The sequence below is a fragment of the Metabacillus fastidiosus NBRC 101226 genome, assembly GCF_001591625.1.
In the GTDB taxonomy this organism is placed as follows: domain Bacteria; phylum Bacillota; class Bacilli; order Bacillales; family Bacillaceae; genus Metabacillus; species Metabacillus fastidiosus.
Genome location: NZ_BCVG01000025.1, coordinates 22,366 through 41,038 on the forward strand (window position 1 = coordinate 22,366; position 18,673 = coordinate 41,038).

The window sequence follows — 18,673 nt, forward strand, 5'->3', positions numbered from 1 at the left end:
CCAAATTTATTTTATTAAATATAGGAAATATCAAGTTATATTTATATACTTTAAAACGAAGAAATTGAAACTAATAATTTTTTAATTATTTCTCTGTTAACTTCATATCCCATTCCTATTCCATCCGGCACCTTAATTTTTCCATGTTCAACTTTTATTTGCTGCATTAATACATCTTCATACCAATATTTAGATGATGATGAAATATCACCTGGTATTGTAAAATTACCTAATGAGGCGAGTGCAATATTATGTGCTCTTGAGATACCTGTTTCAATCATTCCACCGCACCAAACTGGAATTTGATGTTCCATACATATGTCATGAATTTTTTTCGCTTCTGTGAGACCTCCGACACGGCCTGCCTTTATATTAATCACCTTGCAGCTGCCAAGTTCAATCGCATGTCTTACATCCTCACTCGTTACGATACTCTCATCCAAACAAATTGGAGTTTTTAATATGTCCTGGGCTTTTGCATGATGAATAATATCATCTGACGCTAAAGGCTGTTCAATCATTAATAGATTATAATTATCTAGCTCTTTTAATAGTTTTATATCTTTTAAAGAATAGGAAGAGTTAGCATCAGCCATTAATGGGATATGGGGAAAGATTGTACGAATGCCCTCTAATATTTTTACTGCATTAGACGGACTTATTTTCACTTTAAAACGTTTGTAGCCATCTTCATTATATTTATGGATCTGATCTATCATTTGTTGAAGCGGACCAATCCCGATAACAACACCGCAATCAATCTCTGCTCTTGTCCCTCCGAGAGTCTTTGAAAGTGACATACGGTTCTTTTTTGCATAAAGGTCCCACACTGCACCTTCAATAGAGGCTTTCGCCATATTATTCCGTTTAATTAATTGAAAAATAGAAGGAAGTTCATTCGGATGAGACACTGTTTTATTAAGTAATAATGGAATGATAAAATCTTTTAACATGTGAAAACAAGTCTGAATCGTCTCTTCGGTATACCAGGGAGAAGTAAATGCAACTACTTCTCCCCATCCGCTCATTCCATCATGATCTATTACTTCAACAAGAATACTTTCCCTATCATATACGATTCCATTACTTGCTCGAAACGGCTCTTTCAGCTTTAAAGAAATATGATGTAAAATGACATTTTTTATTTTCATCATTTATTGTTATCCCCATTTAAAGATAGTCTTAAATTTCTTCGCATTAGTTTATTTGCTGCATTACGTGGTAAATGATCAACAAAGAAGATTTTTTTTGGCGTTTTATAAGAAGCTAGATTTTTCTTGCAGTATTCTATTAACTCTGATTCAGTAACTGATTCTGAAGGAATAACAAAGCCACACGGTACTTCTCCCCATTTCTCATCTTCCACTCCGCTTACACCGACATCTTTTACAGCAGGATGTGATAAAAGAACGGCTTCAATTTCAGCTGGATAAATATTTTCTCCACCAGAAATAATTAAATCTGAACGACGGTCTAATACGAATAAAAATCCATCCTCATCAAGAAATCCGATATCTCCTGTATAAAACCAGCTTTGTTTTATGGAAGCAGATGTGGCATCATCCCTTTTCCAATACCCGTTTGTCACATTAGGACCTTTCACAACAATCTCACCCTCTTCATACGGAGCACATCGACAATCATTATCCATTATTTTTATTTCACATTGGAATAACGGTTTGCCCGCAGAACCAAGCTTACTTAAACTATATTCAGCAGATAATGTTGCGATTTGTGATGATGTTTCCGTCATCCCATATGTTTGAAAAACCGGAATATCCTTATCTCTGCATTTTTCCAGAACTGGTTTTGGCGCAGGTCCCCCACCAAGTAACATACATCTGAATTCTTTTGGATAATTATCTTTACCAAGCTGTTCAAGCATTTGCTGCAGCATCGTTGTTACAACAGAGACAATTGTTACTTTTTCATCCATTATCGCTTTATTTGTTAAACGAGCATCAAAACGTTCATGAATAATAATTCCCATTCCATAAATAACACTTCGCATTAATATAGATAATCCACTAATATGAAATAAAGGAACAACAACAAGCCACTTATCGTCTGCTTGAATAGTCAAATTAATCGCAGAATTAATCGCACTGGAAAAATGGTTTCCATATGTTTGCATAACACCTTTTGGATATCCCGTAGTCCCTGATGTATACATAATTGTTGCAACATCATTTAACATTAAACAATGCTGAAGTTCTTCTGCTGTACCGTTACGGTATAGCCGCAGCATGTGAACCGTAAACTTCTCAATCTCATTTATATTTTCGATTCTCTCTTGAAATGATTCGTCATAAATCATTTTCACAGCTTGTACATCTTTTATTTGCCAGGAAAGCTCAGTTTCAGATAATTTTGTATTTAACAGCACAGTGACTGCTCCAATTAACATAAGACCGTGTATTGTCGTTACCATTTCTATACTATTTTTCATAAGAACAGCAATATGATCATCTTTGTTAATACCAATGCGTTTTAACTGATAAGCTCGCTCCTTTGACTTCTCATAAAGTTCTTTAAATGTTACTATTTCACATTCTGTTTTTATCGCTACTCTGTCAGGTGTTAAAAACGCCCGCTGCTCTAACCAGTTCGGTACACTTTGTTCATTAAACAATTGAAATTCACCACCTAAATTCCTAAATATACAAAAAGCTTGATGAATAGTATTCATCAAGCGATTGTCCTTCTATTAAGGGAAACGAGGGAATTGATCGAAATCCGGTGTACGCTTCTCTTTAAAAGCATCTCTTCCTTCTTTCGCTTCTTCTGTCGTATAGTATAATAATGTCGCATCTCCTGCAAGCTGCTGAAGACCTGCTAAACCGTCAGTATCAGCATTCATTGCTGCTTTTAAGAAACGGATCGCAGTCGGACTTTTTTCTAAAATTTCATTACACCATTGCACTGTTTCCGCTTCTAACTGATCAAGTGGAACGACTGTATTTACTAAGCCCATATCAAGTGCTTCTTGTGCGTTATACTGTCTGCATAAGAACCAAATTTCCCGTGCCTTTTTATGTCCAACGATACGTGCTAAATAACCTGAGCCGTATCCTGCATCAAAGCTCCCGACTTTTGGACCAGTTTGTCCAAAAACAGCGTTATCAGCCGCAATTGTTAAGTCACAAACAACATGTAATACATGTCCGCCTCCAATTGCATATCCTGCAACCATCGCGATGACTGGTTTTGGAATAACGCGGATAAGACGTTGTAAATCAAGAACATTTAAACGTGGGATTTGATCATCTCCAACGTATCCTCCATGTCCTCGAACTTTTTGGTCTCCACCTGAGCAGAATGCCTTCTCACCGACACCAGTTAAAATAATAACACCAATTTTTGAATCATCACGAGCATATGCGAAAGCATCAATTAATTCTGTAACTGTTTTTGGACGAAAAGCGTTATGTACTTCTGGTCTATTAATTGAAATTTTAGCAATTCCATTATATGTTTCGTAAATGATATCTTCATATTTACGTTCTGAAACCCATTCAAATGCCATTTTTCTACCTCCATCTTCTAATTTAAAAACTCCCTTATTATTTTACCAAAAATTCGCGGTTGTTCCACATGTATTGCATGCCCTGCATCATTTATTTCTTTATAAATGGAATAGGGCAGCTTTTTTTTCATCTCAAGAGCAATTTCACAAAACTTTTGATCAAATTTCCCGCATAATAATAAAACTGGAGTTTGCATAAAACTAAGCTTCTCCCATAATGAAGACTGAACTCCTGTCCCCATTCCAAGGAGACTATTCACAAGACCTTGGGCACAATTTTTTAAACGCTGCTCCCTTATACTTTCTCTCATACTATCAGGAAGTTTTTTCTGCGTTTCAAAAAGAGGTATATTTTCCCACTTGTTCACAAATTCAATTAACCCTTTATTTAATATATCATTAGCAAGTTTTTCATCATTATGCTGTCTTAATTTTTGTTCCTGTACTGTTTTTAATCCAGGAGAACTGCTCTCAAGAACAAGCTTTTCCACCATTTCAGGATATGCTGCCGCAAATGATAAAGCCAACCTTCCACCCATTGAATATCCTAAAAAATTCGCCTTTTCAATGTTTAAATAGTAAAGAATACTCTTTATATCTTCTACAGCTTCTTCCATTTTATAACGTTCTTTTAAAATAGGGCTTTCTGTTTTACCATGCCCGATTATATCAATTAAAATTAATTTAGAACCGGAAAGTTCATGAATAAATGGATACCAATTCTCTACTGAACCTGTGAAACCATGTAACATGACAAGCGGGATTCCATCTGAATAACACTCTACATGATAATTTACACCGCGAATTTTCATAACTGCAATCCTTTTTTTATTTCCTGGGAAACAAGTTGTAACAATTCACGATGAACTTCGACACGTGTATTCCGATCAGTAGGTACCTCAATAATATTAAGACCTTTTCTTGTTCTCATAGTCTCAAAAAATTGTCTAAACTGATCCCAATCCTCTATTTTTTTATAGGAGCCATCATATAACTGAGCAGCCTTCTCATAGTCTAAGCCAATCGGTGTTCCAAAGAGAGCTTCAAAATGCTTCTCTTCTTTCGATTGTGGAAGGAAAGAAAATATTCCACCGCCATCATTATTAATTAACAATACAGTTAGGTCAATTGCATGTAATTTTGCCATTAGCAAACCATTTAGATCATGAAAAAAGGAGAGATCTCCGATAATTAAAACAGTTGGTGCTTCTGTTTTCAAACTTATTCCGAGTGCTGTCGAAACAACCCCGTCTATTCCATTAGCTCCACGGTTTCCATACACATGAATCTCTTTATCAGTATTTCCAAAATAAGTATCAAAATCACGTATTGGCATACTGTTTCCAATAACTAAATTACATTCCTCACATACGTTCTTTTGCAGTTCAGTATATATTTTCCCCTCAAATAAATCATTTATTTGAGCAATTTCTTCATTTATATACTGGCTGCATATTTCATTAGCTAAAATCCATGATTTATCAAATCGTGATTCATCCCTCTTTGCGGTCCTACTTATTAATTGTCTGCATATGAAATTTTCAGCCGCTGGAACAATATATGCTCCATTAAGAGTCGGCTCTCTGTAGCCTCCTGCATCATCAATAATAATTTGAATAATATCAGGATTATTTTTTAGCATAAGCATAAGAGGTTTAGAAACCGGCATTGCTCCAAAACGTATAACAACGTCTGGTTTTAAATGATTTATAATTTCTTCGTCTTTTAATAAAGTATCGTAGTGATCAATGACTTTCCTTTTACTATGTTTTCCAGTCCTCAACTGTGAAAGCGGATCTGCTAAAATTGGGAAGCTTAAATGATTAGAAAGCTCCACAATACTTTCTTCTGCTCGTTCTCCATCCATTTCTCCACAAACAATTAGTCCTTTCGAAAACTCTTCTAATAAATGGACAAGTTCATTTAAATCTTCCTCACTTAATGTTTGATTGGAAGGAAGAAATGTAATCTGTCGTTCACGCATATCTTCACTTGACCAGAGATTTTCCATATTTAAATTCGGCAGTAACGGCTCTCTTAGTGGAAAATTTAAATGAACGATACCATATGGTTTTGTCATTGCTTTATTAACAGCCCGGCCTGCAATTTGACGAACATAACGAAACATATTACTATTTTCCTCCGGCAGTGCAACATCGACAAACCATTTCGCATATTTTCCATATATATTTATTTGATCAATTGCTTGCGGAGCGCCAATATCCCTTAATTCATGCGGGCGGTCTGCTGTTATAACGACTAATGGAACCCTCGCATAATATGCTTCTACAATAGCTGGATAATAATTAGCAGCAGCTGTACCAGATGTACATAGTAAAGCAACAGGCTTCTTTTGCACCTTTGCAATTCCAAGGGCAAAAAAGCCTGCTGACCGCTCATCAATCGATAAATGAACTGTTAGATTTTTATGTTCAGCTATCAAAATAGCTAAAGGTGTTGATCGTGATCCCGGGCTAATCACAACATCCTCGACACCAGAACGAGCAAGCTCGTCCACAAAATTAGCAACATATTTTGTTAAGGGATCACTTTGACTCATTGTTGACTCCTCCTAAAGCAGACATCATCGGTTTCAATTTAATTTCTGTCTCCATATATTCAAGCTCTGGCTGAGATTCCTTTACAATCCCACATCCAGCAAAAAGAACGGCTTCATCATTTTCAATTAAACCTGAACGGATTGCCACCCCAAATTCACCGTTGTCATTATAATCAAGCCAGCCAATCGGAGCAGCATACCAGCCTCGATGCATCGGTTCCAATTCACGAATTTGATGAACAGCAGCAACTTTTGGAAATCCTCCCAGAGCAGGAGTTGGATGAAGGCGTTCAACAATTGATAATAAAGAATATCCCCGCTTTATATTTCCTTTAACTGGAGTATAAAGATGCTGGATATTTTTTGTTTTTAATAAACTCGGCTGTTCTGGTACTGCTAAATCATTACAGCATAATTTCAGGGAATCGATAATCATTTTCACAACAATATTATGCTCAATTAAATTTTTACGATCTGTTAATAATTCTACACCTAGAAGCTCGTCTTCCCGTTCATCTTCTCCCCGTCTAATAGAACCAGCCAGGCATGTGGACAGGACAGAATTCTCTTCTTTTCTAACCAATCTCTCTGGTGTTGCTCCGATAAAACATTTGTTTCCGTTTTCCAATGCAAATATAAAGCTTGTCGGCTGCTCTTCTTGAAGACGGTTTAAAACAGAGTATACATTAATTGTATCCTCAAATTTCAGTAGTACTTCTCTCGCAAGTACTACTTTTTCAATTTGTTTCTCTCTTATATTTTTCGTTGCTTCTTCAACCGCATGCAGCCATTCTTCTTTATGTAGTTCCTCTATGCTGAATTCGTGACCTTTTTCACAATCTATTTTATTATTTAACCTTTGGAATCTTTGTTCATATAAAGTAAAATGCTCTATGCATTTTTCTAATTCATCAAATGGATGAATTAATTTATTAATCGTTAGAAAAGTTTTACCTTCTGTAACAGTCAGCATAATTGTTGGCAAACAAAGTTTCGCTTCAGGAAAACTTCCCCACAATTCATTTTTCTCCTTCATTGGATCGAAAGAAAATCCGCCAAATAATAAAGGTCCTGTTCCAATTTTATTTATACTTTTCTTTGTCATATATTTTTTAAACCGTCTCCATTGTTTATCAATAGAATGAAAACGTTCTGATGTTTTTAATTTATTTTTAAAAATAATTTCATTACCTAATCCCACGATCGTAAAATTATCCGCTGGAGTTGACCAGAAAAACCTCTCGCCAAAATAAATTCGTTCCCCGGCAACAAAAAAATTGAGGGGATTAACTTTCTCCACTTCTATTATATGGCTAACGATAACAGACTCATCGTTTTGCTTAGCATTTTTCAAAGCTCGCAGTAAATCATCTTTTACGGAATGATCCAAAGTTGTAACCAAGCTTCTCCCCCCTAAACCGAAAATTGCATATATAAAGATACACCTAGGCTACAGGTGTGTCAATATTGTTTCCTAATTGTATCCTTATTATATATCTTAATCATTAGGATTAAAATAAAAGAAGCTTTTTAAAAGTCCATTATTATATTTTCTACTGTACATTTTTAGCAATTATGTTTTCCATACTTCTGCTTACAATAAGAGAAGAAACATTATATAAGGAAGGAGTGTGGATGGCTTGCTAAATGCACAGCAAATAGAGACCTTCCGCTCAGAGCTCTTAGAAATGAAGAAAAATATTGAACAACGTTGGGAACAAAATGATTATTTTGGAATAGGAAGGGCTTTTATCCAGGAATCAAGTGGTGAGTTATCAAATTATGATAACCATCCCGGAGATAATGCAACAGAACTGTACGAACGTGAAAAAGATATTGCACTTAATGATCATGCCGAAGAAGAATACGAAGATATAAAAAGAGCATTAGAAGCAATTGAGAAAGGTACTTATGGAAAATGTGAAATATGCGGGGTTGATATCCCCTTTGAACGCTTAGATATCATTCCAACTGCCACAACATGTAAAGAACATTCTCCAGAACAAGCTGTCTCAACGGACCGTCCTGTTGAAGAAGATGTATTATCACCGCCTTTTAGCAGATTTTTTTATGATGGTGAAGATGTTGTTGCATACGATGCGGAAGACTCCTATCAAGATGTAAGCCGATATGGTTCTTCTGATGGACCATCAGATTTTTATGAATCACCGGACCATTACAATGACACTTATATAAATTCAGATGAACAAGTAGGCTATGTAGAATCTTTCGAGAACTTTATCGGAACTGATATGGAAGGAAAAGAAATTAAAATCTATCCGAATGAAGAGCATGAACAGTATGAAGATTCTCTTGATGAAGAAGGTATTATGACGACTTTTGGTGATCTTCTGCCATACGAAAAAGAACCCTATACACAAAGAGAGAAAGAATAACTGTAAAAAAGGTCTGACAATATTTTCGTCAGTCCCTTTTTATTTTGTAAGAGAGAAGGATTTTAAACTATTTGTCGAGAATTTTCCTATATAGAAATAAATGAGGTGAAGAAATGAACGCACATGAAATTGATTATGAGCTTTATGGAGATGACATGCAATGTGTCGAAATTGAACTTGATCCAAATGAAAGTGTTATCGCTGAAGCTGGCGGTATGATGATGATGGAAGACGGCATTGATATGGAAACAATTTTTGGAGATGGCGCAGAGCAGTCTGGCGGATTCTTCGGTAAATTAGTCGGTGCTGGAAAACGTGTATTAACAGGCGAAAGCTTATTTATGACTGTTTTTACAAACAAAGGTGTCGGAAAACGGAAAGTAAGTTTTGCTGCACCATATCCCGGGAAAATAATTCCAGTTGATTTAAATGAACAAGGTGGAAAAGTTATCTGTCAGAAAGATGCCTTCCTCTGTGCTGCAAAAGGCGTATCCATTGGAATTGACTTTCAAAAGAAGTTAGGAACTGGTTTTTTTGGTGGAGAAGGCTTTATTATGCAAAAACTCGAAGGTGATGGCTTAGCATTCTTACATGCAGGCGGAACGATTATAAAAAGAGAGTTGGCTCCTGGTGAAAGACTAAGAATTGACACTGGCTGTTTAGTCGCTTTAAGCAAAGATGTACACTATGATATTGAGTACGTTGGAAAAGTAAAAACAGCCTTTTTTGGCGGGGAAGGATTATTTTTCGCTACTGTGAGAGGTCCTGGCACAGTTTGGATTCAAACATTGCCATTTAGCCGCTTAGCTGACCGCATTATCGCAAGTGCACCAAGTGTTGGAGGAGACTCTAGAGGAGAAGGCAGTGTACTGGGCGGTTTAGGAAGATTATTTGATGGAGATAACAGATAAGTTGACAAAAAAGAGGAAGGATAAATTTCCCTCCTCCTTTTTATTTAGATTCTAATTCCAACGGGTTCAATTCCCCAAATGTCATCAGCGTATTCCTTAATAGTTCGGTCACTTGAGAAATATCCGGAATGTGCGATATTTATTAATGCTTTTTCTCTCCATTTTTCCCTGTCATAATAAGCTTTATCGACCCTCTCCTGTGCTTCCACATAAGAAGAGAAATCACGAAGGACAAAATATTGATCACCTTCACCAAGCAGAGAATCATAAATCGGATCAAATTCACCGAAAGCATCTGGGAAAAATCCATTAACTAAGTTATCAATTACCCCACGGATTCGACTGTCATGGTGATAATAATCACTTGAATAGTAGCCGCCCTTTTCCTCATAGCATTGAACTTCTTCTGCTGTTAGGCCGAAAATAAACATATTCTCTCTGCCGACAGCTTCCATAATCTCAACATTTGCCCCATCTAATGTACCAATTGTCAGAGCACCATTCATCATAAATTTCATATTTCCGGTACCCGACGCCTCTTTGCTGGCTGTTGAAATTTGTTCACTAACATCAGAAGCAGGGAATATAAGCTCTGCAAGTGATACACGGTAATTTTCCAAAAATACTATTTTCAATACTTTTGATATTTCCGAATCATTATTCACTTTTTCCGCTAAAGAATTAATTAATTTAATAATTTTCTTAGCGTAATAATAACCTGGAGAAGCTTTTGCTCCAAAAATAAATGTTCTAGGATGAATTTTGAAGTTTGAATCTTCTTTTAAACGGTTATATAAATACATAATATGAAGTACATTTAATAACTGTCGTTTATATGCATGCATCCTTTTCACTTGTACATCAAAGATGGAACTTTCATCAATAATCGTTCCATTTTGTTCAAAAATTCTTTTTGCTAAAATTGCTTTTCGTTCCTGTTTCATTTTATCAAATTTTTCTTTTAATGCCGGGTCATATGCATGTCTTTTTAGATCAATTAACTGATAAGGATCTTTTAACCAGTCTGTCCCAATTGTTTCTGAAATTAAATTTGTAAGCTGAGGATTTGCTTTTATTAACCAGCGGCGATGTGTAATCCCATTCGTCTTATTATTAAATTTATCAGGATACACTTCATAAAAATTTCTCATTTCCCGATTTTTCAAAATATCGGAATGAATTTTTGCTACACCGTTCACACTATAACTTCCGACAATCGCGAGATGTGCCATTTTAACGAGTCCATGTGCAATAATAGCCATATTTTCTATATGATTCCAGTTACCAGGATACTTCTCCCATAGTTTCTTACAGAAACGCTCATTGATTTCTTCAATAATCATATAGATCCTTGGTAATAAAGGCTGGAATAAGTGAATTGGCCATTTTTCCAGTGCTTCTGACAAAATTGTATGGTTTGTATAAGACATAGTCTGCCTTGTAATAGTCCATGCCTCATCCCAGCTCATTCTCTCTTCATCAAGAAGAATTCTCATAAGCTCCGGGATAGCAAGAGCCGGATGTGTGTCATTAATATGGATTGCTACTTCTTTGTGTAAGTTTTTTAATGTGTGATTTTTCTTTCTATAATTAGAAACAATGTCTTGTAAGCTGGCAGATACAAGGAAATATTGCTGTTTTAAACGCAAAATCTTTCCTTCATCATGGGTATCATCAGGATAAAGAAATTCTGTAACTGCCTCTGTTTCTCTTTTATAGCGGAGAACATCGTGATGTGGCGGATTATGAGCAGCTTCTGCATTCCAAAGTCTTAGTGTATTTACTGTCGTTGTTTCATAACCGACAACAGGAAGATCGTACGGAACAGCCATGATTTTCTCTGTTGCATTATGATTAAACACTAGACGGCCGTTTTCATTCCTAGACTCAATATTTCCCCAGAATGATACTTCAATTGCCTCGTCCGGCTTTCTTACTTCCCATACATTTCCGTGTCTTAACCATTGTTCCGGTAATTCTACTTGATAACCATCAACTATTTTTTGATCAAATAATCCATGTTTATAGCGGATACCGTAACCATGACCTGGAAGATTTAAAGTGGAAAGTGAATCTAGAAAACAAGCAGCAAGGCGACCTAAGCCGCCATTACCTAATCCTGCATCTGATTCAAACTCTTCAATCTCTTCAAGATCAATATCCAAATCATTAAGTCCTTCAACAACAACATCACGAATTCCAAGGTTCAATAAATTTTGTCCGAGTAAACGTCCGAGTAAAAATTCGATTGAAAGATAATAAACTTGTTTATTACTATCAGAACGATAAAGTTCATTCGTTTCAATCCAATCAGAACTCATATATTCGCGCACCATATTACCTAATGTCTGATATTGTTCACGTTTTGTAGAGTCTTTAAAGACCTTCCCATACATTCCTTCTAAACGCTTTAAAAAAGATGTTTTAAAAGATTCCTTATTTGAGAACACAACTTCCACTCCTAGTCATTAAATCAGCATAAAGCTGATTATATTTGAAAGCAGATTTTGCCCAGCTATAATCACTGTTCATAGCCTGTTTAACAAGACTTTCCCACTCTTCTTCATCTTTATAATAATCTAATGCACGTTTAATCGTATGTAACATGTCATGGGCATTGAAATTTGTAAAACTAAAGCCGTTTCCTTCTCCAGTTACTTCATGAACGGAATGGACTGTATCATTTAATCCGCCTGTTTCTCGCACAACAGGAATTGTTCCATAACGGAGGGCAATTAGCTGACCAAGACCACATGGTTCGAACTTTGAAGGCATAAGGAAAAGGTCTGATCCTGCATAAATTTGATGTGCTAACGGCTCATTAAACCCGATATAAGCTTTAAATTTCTCAGGATATAACCACTCAGTATATCTAAAGAAATCTTCAAACTCTTTTTCTCCAGTGCCAAGTATGATTATTTGCACATCTTCCTGTAATAATTCATGAAGAACAGATTTTAATAAATCCAAGCCCTTTTGCTGTGTTAATCTTGTAACCATTGAAATAACCGGTGTTTCCTTTTCCACCGGAAGACCAAACATTTCTTGCAAAATCGCTTTATTTTTTGCTTTGTTCTCAAGGTTCTTCTCATCGTATGTAACCTTTATATACTTATCAGCAGAAGGATCATACAATTTATCATCGATGCCATTAACAATCCCGACGAGAGATGAATCTTTTTCACGTAATAATCCATCTAATCTTTCACCATAATACGATGTTTGAATTTCATTTCGATAAGTTGGACTGACAGTTGTAATAATATCACTTGAAACAAGGGCCGCTTTCATAAAATTCACATGCCCGTCAAACTCCACCTGACCGGAAGTAAAATACTCATCGCTTAAGTTTAAAAGATCGTATAAAATTCCTCTCGGAAATATCCCTTGGAATTGTAAATTATGAATAGTAAATACAGCCTTTATATCTTGGTAAAAAGGCTTTTGGCTGTATTCTTCTTTTAATAAGAAGTTAACCATGCCGCTATGCCAATCATGGCAGTGAATAATATTCGGCTTAAAATCAATTTCATAAATCGCATCTAATACCGCTCGGCAGAAAAATGAGAATCGTTCACCATCATCATAATGACCATATAGAGAGTCTCGGTAAAAATAATATTCATGATCTAAAAAATAATATTTAATACCATCTAACTCTAATAATTCGATTCCACAATATTGTTGTCTCCAGTTCATCGGTACTGTGATTTCTGCTATTTTTTTCATCTTTTTACGTAACTGTTCTGGAATGAGACTGTATTTTGGAAGAATGACTCTTACATCTGTCCCAAGTTTTTTTAATTCTTTTGGCAAGGTCCCTGCCACATCGGCAAGGCCTCCAGTTTTTATAAATGGGACACATTCGGAAACAACAAATAATACGTTCACGATTCTATCAGCACTCCTTGAGTAGTTCCTTTTCTTAAAATATGTGGAGAATATTTTGAACCAGCTAATTGTATATTATCAAAAATTTTCACATCTTTATCAAATACAATACTATCCAAATTGCAATTCTCTCCAATTTGTGTTCTTTGCATAACAATACTATTTTTTATAACCGTTCCTTTTCCAACTCTTACCCCTCTAAAAATAATACTATTTTCAATATGTCCTTCAATAATGCAGCCATTTGCAATTAAAGAATTTTTAACGATAGCATCCTCACTGTACTTCGTTGGCGGCTCATCTTTAGGCTTCGTTAAAATTGGACGATCTTTAATAAATAGTTCCTGCCAAACATCTGGATTGATCATCTCAAGACTATGCTTATAGTAGCTCATAATAGAGTCAATAACAGCAACATAGCCACGATGTTCATATTGGCAAATCGTTAAACCTTGAAGATTTTCCCCAATAATTTCAGCTAATGTTTGGAAACTTCCTTTTTGAATATTGCCTTCAATTAAACTAATTAAAAGCTCTGTAGACATAATATACATTTGAAGAGGTTTTCCCTCGTGAGTAACTTCAGTTATGTCACAACCCATAGAAAGATGACGTTCAAGTACATCTTTAAAATCTATATTACAAACTGTATAACTATTTGTTATAACAGCATATTTTTGCTGACTTCTTAAGAAATATGTCATATGATCAGAAAATTGTCTTAATGAACCAAATTCGTCATACTGGTCATGTAAGTGCGGGGACGGGAAGAAAAATAAACCATCCTTTTTCCTATTAAGATCCCATTGTTTTCCACTTCCAAGATGATCCATTAATGAACGATACTGATATTTTGGAAATATTGCTACACTTTCAATATCTGAGTTCACCATATTTGATAAAACAAAGTCTATAAGTCTATAACGTCCAGCAAACGGTACCGCTGCTAAAGTACGATTAATCGTTAAATCTTCAATCTCTTTTTTATAAGTTGTTGCGTCAATAATTCCTAACATTTTAGAAACCAAATTCTCTCCACCTCTCGTCGTTGTCGATCTATATTTATAATAAGTATAATAGCGAAATCAAAACCGGGGACGGACTCTGATTTTTATTTACCCCGACCACCCACTCTCAGTTTTTATGAGTGGTTTATTCTCAATAAGTCCATCTCCCTTTTCTTGCACACAGAGATAAAATTAACTAGTTTTTAAGTTTCGAATAGCAACTGGAATCTGCTCTACATATTCAGGAGTAACTAAAATAACTTCATCTTTATCTTTATCAGGACTAATAATTGTTCCATCTGGAATTGTTAATCCGCTAGGTACAATTGCATTTTCAATAAATACATTCTCACCAATTGTCGCATCAGGCATAATAACAGATTTATTAATAGTTGAGTTTCTTCCAACATTCACACCTTGGAATAAAACTGAATGATTAATATTCCCATTAATAACAGAGCCATCATTAATAAACGATTCAGTAACCGTTGCTTCCTCTGCTATGTATTGTGGTGGATAGTTTGGATTAGTAGAATATATTCTCCAATCATAATCAAAAAGGTCTAATTCAGACTCTTTATCTAAAAGATCCATATTCGCTTCCCATAAACTTTTGATCGTTCCAACATCTTTCCAATATCCTTTAAACGGATAAGCTACTAATTTCTTATTTTCCTCTAATAGAAGAGGAATAACATCTTTACCGAAATCATGGCTTGAATATGGATTCACATCATCCATCTCTAAATACTGTTTTAAAACACTATATTTGAAAATGTAAATCCCCATCGAAGCAAGGTTACTCTTCGGATATTCCGGCTTCTCATCAAAATCTGTTACTTGCATTTCTTCATCCGTATTCATAATTCCAAAACGGCTTGCTTCATCCCACGGAACTTCAATAACTGAAATCGAAACATCTGCATTTTTCTCAATATGATAAGAAAGCATCTTAGAATAATCCATTTTGTAAATATGATCACCTGATAAAATTAATACGTATTCAGGATCATATTGTTTTAAATAATTCATATTTTGATAGATTGCACTCGCTGTTCCTTTATACCATTTAACTTCTGAAGATACAGAATAAGGCGGTAAAACTGTAACTCCTCCATTACTACGGTCTAAATCCCATGCGCTTCCAATCCCGATATAAGAATTCAGTACTAGTGGCTGGTATTGTGTCAGTACCCCTACTGTATCAATACTAGAGTTTCTGCAATTACTTAATGCAAAATCAATAATCCGGTATTTTCCACCGAATGGAACTGCTGGTTTTGCTAAATCCTCTGTAAGTGAGCTTAATCTACTGCCCTTTCCTCCTGCTAATAGCATTGCGACGCACTTTTTTTTCCCCATCTTTGTCATTCTCCCCTCTTTTTTTAACTGCACGTAAAATTGAAATTCCATAAGGTGGAATTGTTAATGAAATATGGTATGGTCTTTCATGATAATCACCTTCAATTGCCTTTAACTTTCTCTTATTGATTTGTTCTGAACCCCCAAATTCAGAAGAATCACTATTTAAAATTTCAATATACTCTGTATCAATCGGTACACCGACTTTATAATCATGGTAGACGATAGGTTTAAAGTTACAAATAACTACTAATAGTTCATTTTCCCTTCTAGACTTACGAATAAACGAAAAAATACTTTGATTTGAATTATCTACATCTATCCACTCAAATCCTTCATGACTATGGTCAAGTTCAAAAAGTGGACGCTGTTTCTTATAAATTGTTAATAATTCTTTGAAATACACTCTCGTTTTCTGATGCATTTCATAATCTTCAAGCATCCAATCTAGTTCTTCCAAGTCCTTCCATTCATCGAATTGACCGAACTCACCACCCATAAATAATAGCTTCTTACCTGGATGTGTTAACATATATCCATAAAGCAGACGCAATTGTGCAAACTTTTGCCAATAATCTCCTGGCATCTTATTTAATAAAGACTTCTTGCCATGTACGACTTCATCATGTGAAAAGGGTAAAATGAACTTCTCTGAAAATGCATAGATCAGGGAAAAACTCACTTTATTATGGAGATCACATCTTCTTTCCGGAGGAGCTTCCATATAAGATAGCATATCGTTCATCCATCCCATATTCCATTTATAGCTGAAACCAAGTCCTCCATCACCAGTCGAGGAAGTAACTAATGGCCAATCTGTTGAATCTTCTGCAATCATAAGAAACTCCGGATCATCAGATAACACTGCGTCATTTAATTTTTTTAAGAAAGATACTGCATATGGGTTTTCAACTAATTCATTCGAATTTTGCCAGTGAAGCATGTTTGCAACAGCATCTACTCTAAAACCATCAATATGGAAATACTCCATCCAGAATTTCGCATTTGAAATTAAAAAGCTTTGTACTTCCGGTTTACCTAAATCAAAATTGGCAGTTCCCCATACTTCATTTTCTCGATCTTCATAACGGCTATATTCATATGTTGGACTTCCATCAAACATATAAAGACCATGGGCATCTTTACAAAAATGACCAGGTACCCAATCAAGAATAACTCCAATATTGTTTTGGTGACATTGATCAATGAAGTACATTAGATCATGTGGTGTACCATGACGGCTTGTTGCTGAGAAATAACCCGTTCCTTGATAACCCCATGAACGATCATAAGGATGTTCAATAATTGGCAGCAATTCTATATGAGTAAATCCATGTTCCAAAACATATGGAATAAGTTCAGCTGCTAATTGTTTGTAAGAATATAATTCCTCATCCTCTTTCCAATCTTTAGGTTTTTTCCATGTTCCAAGATGTACTTCATAAATAAACATTGGACGTTCATCAACTGTTTCTTGCTTTTTTCTCCTATACCATTTTTTGTCATCCCACTCATATCCTTCTATATCATAAACGATCGAAGCCGTATTTGGTCTAAGTTCGGAATAGAAAGCATATGGGTCAGACTTCATAATTGATTTACCATGCGATGTGGTAATTTCATATTTATATAGTGTATTCTCACCTATATTAGGAATAAATAATGTCCAGATCCCTTCTTCGTTAATTCGAACCATATTGTAATCTGAACCATCCCAATTATTAAAATCACCTACAACTCGAACATTTTTTGCATTTGGTGCCCATACAGAAAATTGAGTACCAAATACTCCATCCTGTACTTTCAAATGTGCACCAAATATTTGAAAGCTTTTAAACAAATTACCTTCATGGAATAAATGCACATCAAAATCAGTTGGACTAGTCACAGCCATGAGGTTCATCCCTTCTTTATTTTTATGATACTCTAACATTCAACTTAAAAGAATAAATTCCTTTCTTGAAAGCGCTTCAACTATATGACAAGAAAATACAAGATAAATACATATTTTGAAAAATGTTATTCTTTTAAAACTTAACCTGCTTTCACATATACAAAATTTCCGAAAATTCGATAGGATATTATGTAGGATAAAGAAGATAAAAAGAGAAGAATAGTATATATCATCATTTATGCTAATAAAAAAAGACAAAATTATTCCTTAGTAATTATATTAAGAAAAAAACTTTTTCGACATTTTGTAGATAATTGTTGAAAGCTTTTTTAAATTTTTAAAAAATAAAAAGAGTAATAGAGATATTATTAATAGTTTTAATAATATTTATATTACCCCTTCTTTAAAAAAGTTAAACATATCATCTATCATTTTAGATGAGAAGTCTCCTATTTCCATTTTATTCAAAGCATAGTCCAAAAATAAGTGGGAGATGAATCGTTTATATATCAGAACATATATTTGTATGATATATTCCTGTTATACAGATTGTTCTTTGAAAAAGAAAAATAGGATGGCCTAGCAGAAAAAACCTTTGCTAGGTTAAATCTTCAATATTCAATTGTACCTAGGCTTACCGAAGTTTTGAAAACCAAGCTTCAAATTAGAAAATTTAGGAAGAGTCAACGTACAACTAAAATTAGTATTGTCGGAAATAGTGATATCTTTCGTACGACTGAATCTCCAGAACTGCAGAGGTAGCCTGCTAAATAACTGGTGTTCACAGAAATCTTCCATTGCGAGCTTTAATTAAGAGTTGAATAGTTCAATCTATATACTTTCAAACTAATAAAGCAGCCTTCATAATATAAAGTTAAGTTTTAAAAGAATGCTATCCCAATTTATAAATTCAGGTAAAGCTTATATAAAGTCAGTTTCAGATTTCCTCGATGTAAACTTATCAATTATATCTATGGGGAAGTTCTTTCTCTCTCAATTAATAAAGAAATAAAAAAGACATTGCTAGATTAGCAATGTCTTTAAATGACCCGTACGGGATTCGAACCCGTGTTACCGCCGTGAAAGGGCGGTGTCTTAACCGCTTGACCAACGGGCCTTATATGTT

13 protein-coding genes and 1 tRNA gene are annotated in these 18,673 nt (G+C 34.9%); 2 read left to right on the top strand and 12 right to left on the bottom strand.

Going from position 1 to position 18,673, the window contains the following annotated elements; translation table 11 throughout:
- Positions 1-50: 50 nt before the first annotated feature.
- Genes menC through BFA01S_RS08815 form a run of 6 tightly spaced genes read right to left on the bottom strand, consistent with a single transcriptional unit; the run spans position 51 to position 7,488 of the window.
- A complete protein-coding gene (gene menC, locus BFA01S_RS08790; protein WP_066228587.1) occupies positions 51-1,154 on the bottom strand; it encodes an o-succinylbenzoate synthase in 1,104 nt (367 codons plus the stop codon).
- Positions 1,151-2,689 carry an o-succinylbenzoate--CoA ligase gene (locus tag BFA01S_RS08795; RefSeq protein WP_082799917.1) on the bottom strand — a complete coding sequence of 513 codons (1,539 nt, stop codon included), beginning with the start codon at positions 2,687-2,689 and terminating at the stop codon, positions 1,151-1,153. Before BFA01S_RS08795 ends, menC begins: the two co-directional genes overlap by 4 nt.
- Positions 2,690-2,707: 18 nt before the next feature.
- On the bottom strand, positions 2,708-3,526 hold the full coding sequence (gene menB, locus BFA01S_RS08800) for a 1,4-dihydroxy-2-naphthoyl-CoA synthase (protein WP_066228598.1): 819 nt from the start codon (positions 3,524-3,526) through the stop codon (positions 2,708-2,710).
- A 17-nt stretch (positions 3,527-3,543) separates the two neighbouring features.
- Positions 3,544-4,338 carry a 2-succinyl-6-hydroxy-2,4-cyclohexadiene-1-carboxylate synthase gene (menH, locus tag BFA01S_RS08805; protein ID WP_066228601.1) on the bottom strand — a complete coding sequence of 265 codons (795 nt, stop codon included), beginning with the start codon at positions 4,336-4,338 and terminating at the stop codon, positions 3,544-3,546.
- Positions 4,335-6,086 (bottom strand): 2-succinyl-5-enolpyruvyl-6-hydroxy-3-cyclohexene-1-carboxylic-acid synthase, encoded by a 1,752-nt coding sequence (gene menD / locus BFA01S_RS08810; RefSeq protein ID WP_066228604.1) that lies wholly within the window; start codon positions 6,084-6,086, stop codon positions 4,335-4,337. Before menD ends, menH begins: the two co-directional genes overlap by 4 nt.
- A complete protein-coding gene (locus BFA01S_RS08815; protein WP_066228607.1) occupies positions 6,073-7,488 on the bottom strand; it encodes an isochorismate synthase in 1,416 nt (471 codons plus the stop codon). Before BFA01S_RS08815 ends, menD begins: the two co-directional genes overlap by 14 nt.
- Positions 7,489-7,717: 229 nt before the next feature.
- Between BFA01S_RS08815 and BFA01S_RS08820 the strand changes: the two genes are divergently transcribed.
- Positions 7,718-8,482 carry a TraR/DksA C4-type zinc finger protein gene (locus BFA01S_RS08820; RefSeq protein WP_328014452.1) on the top strand — a complete coding sequence of 255 codons (765 nt, stop codon included), beginning with the start codon at positions 7,718-7,720 and terminating at the stop codon, positions 8,480-8,482.
- Positions 8,483-8,595: 113 nt separating this feature from the next.
- Entirely contained in the window at positions 8,596-9,393 is a 798-nt protein-coding gene (locus tag BFA01S_RS08825) for a TIGR00266 family protein (protein ID WP_066228613.1), read from the top strand.
- A gap of 44 nt (positions 9,394-9,437) precedes the next feature.
- On the opposite strand, the gene BFA01S_RS08830 is transcribed toward BFA01S_RS08825, so the two are convergent.
- The 6 genes from BFA01S_RS08830 to BFA01S_RS08855 form a co-directional block, all read right to left on the bottom strand.
- Positions 9,438-11,843, bottom strand: a complete 2,406-nt coding sequence (locus tag BFA01S_RS08830; protein ID WP_066228616.1) for a glycogen/starch/alpha-glucan phosphorylase — start codon at positions 11,841-11,843, stop codon at positions 9,438-9,440.
- A complete protein-coding gene (glgA, locus tag BFA01S_RS08835) occupies positions 11,830-13,284 on the bottom strand; it encodes a glycogen synthase GlgA (RefSeq protein ID WP_066228619.1) in 1,455 nt (484 codons plus the stop codon). Before glgA ends, BFA01S_RS08830 begins: the two co-directional genes overlap by 14 nt.
- Positions 13,281-14,300, bottom strand: a complete 1,020-nt coding sequence (locus BFA01S_RS08840; protein ID WP_066228627.1) for a GlgC family sugar phosphate nucleotidyltransferase — start codon at positions 14,298-14,300, stop codon at positions 13,281-13,283. Before BFA01S_RS08840 ends, glgA begins: the two co-directional genes overlap by 4 nt.
- Before the next feature lie 183 nt (positions 14,301-14,483).
- Positions 14,484-15,653: a glucose-1-phosphate adenylyltransferase gene (locus BFA01S_RS08845; RefSeq protein WP_066228622.1), complete on the bottom strand. Its 1,170-nt coding sequence runs from the start codon at positions 15,651-15,653 to the stop codon at positions 14,484-14,486.
- Positions 15,601-17,547 carry a 1,4-alpha-glucan branching enzyme gene (gene glgB / locus BFA01S_RS08850; RefSeq protein WP_082799916.1) on the bottom strand — a complete coding sequence of 649 codons (1,947 nt, stop codon included), beginning with the start codon at positions 17,545-17,547 and terminating at the stop codon, positions 15,601-15,603. The genes BFA01S_RS08845 and glgB overlap by 53 nt, the downstream gene beginning before the upstream one ends.
- A 1,045-nt stretch (positions 17,548-18,592) precedes the next feature.
- Positions 18,593-18,664 (bottom strand) — tRNA-Glu (locus BFA01S_RS08855).
- Positions 18,665-18,673 lie beyond the last annotated feature (9 nt).

Bases quoted from the DNA above. Each gene is read 5' to 3' on its own strand.
- BFA01S_RS08845 (WP_066228622.1), bottom strand. From the start codon at position 15,653: ATGGGGAAAAAAAAGTGCGTCGCAATGCTATTAGCAGGAGGAAAGGGC.
- BFA01S_RS08840 (WP_066228627.1), bottom strand. From the start codon at position 14,300: ATGTTAGGAATTATTGACGCAACAACTTATAAAAAAGAGATTGAAGAT.
- BFA01S_RS08795 (WP_082799917.1), bottom strand. From the start codon at position 2,689: ATGAATACTATTCATCAAGCTTTTTGTATATTTAGGAATTTAGGTGGT.
- menC (WP_066228587.1), bottom strand. From the start codon at position 1,154: ATGATGAAAATAAAAAATGTCATTTTACATCATATTTCTTTAAAGCTG.
- BFA01S_RS08825 (WP_066228613.1), top strand. From the start codon at position 8,596: ATGAACGCACATGAAATTGATTATGAGCTTTATGGAGATGACATGCAA.
- menB (WP_066228598.1), bottom strand. From the start codon at position 3,526: ATGGCATTTGAATGGGTTTCAGAACGTAAATATGAAGATATCATTTAC.
- menD (WP_066228604.1), bottom strand. From the start codon at position 6,086: ATGAGTCAAAGTGATCCCTTAACAAAATATGTTGCTAATTTTGTGGAC.
- menH (WP_066228601.1), bottom strand. From the start codon at position 4,338: ATGAAAATTCGCGGTGTAAATTATCATGTAGAGTGTTATTCAGATGGA.
- glgB (WP_082799916.1), bottom strand. From the start codon at position 17,547: ATGGCTGTGACTAGTCCAACTGATTTTGATGTGCATTTATTCCATGAA.